Annotated in this window: 2 protein-coding genes; both read right to left on the bottom strand. The window is 66.1% G+C overall.

From position 1 onward, the window contains the following. Nucleotides 1–895 (bottom strand): ABC transporter ATP-binding protein (locus Q0743_RS34250; RefSeq protein WP_298245812.1); only part of this gene is annotated, 895 nt, incomplete at its 3' end. Between the two features lie 94 nt (nucleotides 896–989). Then, complete coding sequence (locus Q0743_RS34245; RefSeq protein WP_298245811.1) at nucleotides 990–1,889, bottom strand: ABC transporter permease; 900 nt, start codon at nucleotides 1,887–1,889, stop codon at nucleotides 990–992. Nucleotides 1,890–1,995: the final 106 nt, after the last annotated feature.

The following is a 1,995-nucleotide window of genomic DNA, read 5'->3' as shown; positions in this document are numbered from 1 at the left end:
CCCCCTCACCCGCCACGCTTCGCGTGTCGGCCTCTCCCCGCGTGCGGGGAGAGGCGAAGGAAGCACTCTCTTCCTCAGGCAGCAGATCGCGCAATGACACGCCAAGCCGCGGCGTCGCGCGCATCAGCTTCTTGGTGTAGGGGTGCTGCGGGTTGGCAAAGATGTCGGCGGCCTTGGCGGTCTCGACCACGCGGCCCTTCTCCATCACCACGACGCGGTCGCAATAGGCGGCGGCGAGACCGAGATCGTGGGTGATCAGGATGGTGGACATCGCCTTGCGCTTGGTCAGCTCGACGATCAGGTCCATCACCGCCTTCTGCGTGGTGACGTCGAGACCCGTGGTCGGCTCGTCCGCGATCAAGAGCTGCGGATTGCAGGCGAGCGCCAGCGCGATGACGACGCGCTGGCACATGCCGCCCGACAGCTCGAACGGATAGGCATGATAGCGCTCGCGCGGGCGGGCGATCTTGACCTGCTCCAGCGCCTCGATCGCCTTCTCGCCGTGGTCGGCAACTTGCGCCTGCTGCACGTGGGTGCGCAGCACGTCCTCGATCTGGTCGCCCACTTTGCGGATCGGATTGAGCGCCGCACGCGGGTTCTGAAAAATCATCGAGACTTCGCGGCCGCGCAGGTCGCGCATCTGGTCTTCGGTCGCGGCCTTGACGTCGATGCCGGAGAACATCACCGAGCCCTCGGCGATCCGCCCCGCGCGGTCGAGGATGCGCATCACGGCATAGGACGTCACCGATTTGCCGGAGCCGGACTCGCCGACGATGGCGAGCGTCTCGCCCTTGGCGACGGAGATGTTGACGTGCTGCACCGCCTTCACGATGCCGCGGCGGGTGGAGAATTCGACGGTGAGGTCCTGGACGTCGAGCAGCGGCTGGGCGGTCATGACCGGCTCCCGTCACCCAAAAAGTGCGAAAACAACCCCATGCACAGTAGAATGGCATTGGAATCGCTGGGGAATTTTTGACGAGAATCGGCCATCACGTCCTCCGCTGGGGATCGACGATGTCGCGCAGGCCGTCGCCGAGGAGGTTGAAGCAGAACACCGCGATCATCAGCGCAAGGCCGGGAAACAGCGCGATCCACCATTCCCCTGACACCATGAAGCCCGCGCCTTCGGCGACCATGATGCCCCATTCCGCCGTCGGCGGGCGGACGCCGAGGCCGATGAAGGAGAGGCCCGCGGCGTTGAGGATGGCGTAGCCCATGGTCAGCGACATCTGCACGATCATGATCGGCATGATGTTGGGCAGGATGTGCACCAGCAGGATGCGGAATTCGCCGTTGCCGGACAGGCGCGCGGCCTGCACGAAGCCGGCATTGCGGCGCACGTTCGCCTCGGCGCGCGCGACGCGGGCGTAGAGCGGGAAGTTCACGATGGCGGTGGCGAGGATGATGTTCTGCACGGTGTTGCCGAGCGCGGCGACGATGCCCATCGCGAGCACGAACAGCGGGAAGGCCATGATGGTGTCGGCGATGCGGCCGACGATGCGATCGGTCCAGCCGCCGAAATAGCCGGCCGCGATGCCGGCAAGGCCGCCCATCAGGAACACCAGCACGACCGAGGCGACCGCGATGAAAGTATCGAGCCGCGTCGCCACGATGACGCGACTGAAGATGTCGCGGCCGAGCTGGTCAGTGCCGAACCAGTGCGCCGCCGACGGCGGCTTCAGCGCAGCCGCGGTATCGGAGGCGAGCGGATCGTACGGCACCACGTACGGGCCGAAGATCGCAGCGACGAGGATCAGGATCAGGAGCGCGAAGGCAAAGCCCGTGACCTTGTTCTCGCTCAGCACATAGCGGGTCTGTTCGAGGATCGCAGTGAGTCCCGAGGTCCGCGCGGGGCCGACGGGTTCAACAGCAGGCGCAACGGAGCTCATGTGATCTCCTGGGTGTTGTTTGGCCGAACGAGCAAACCGCGAGGGCGGTTTACCTCTCCCGCTTGCGGGGGAGGTCGGCGCGAAGCGCCGGGTGGGGGCTCTCTCC

This window comes from uncultured Bradyrhizobium sp. (assembly GCF_936943645.1).
Classification (GTDB): Bacteria; Pseudomonadota; Alphaproteobacteria; order Rhizobiales; family Xanthobacteraceae; genus Bradyrhizobium.
This window is presented reverse-complemented; position numbering and strand designations above follow the sequence as displayed.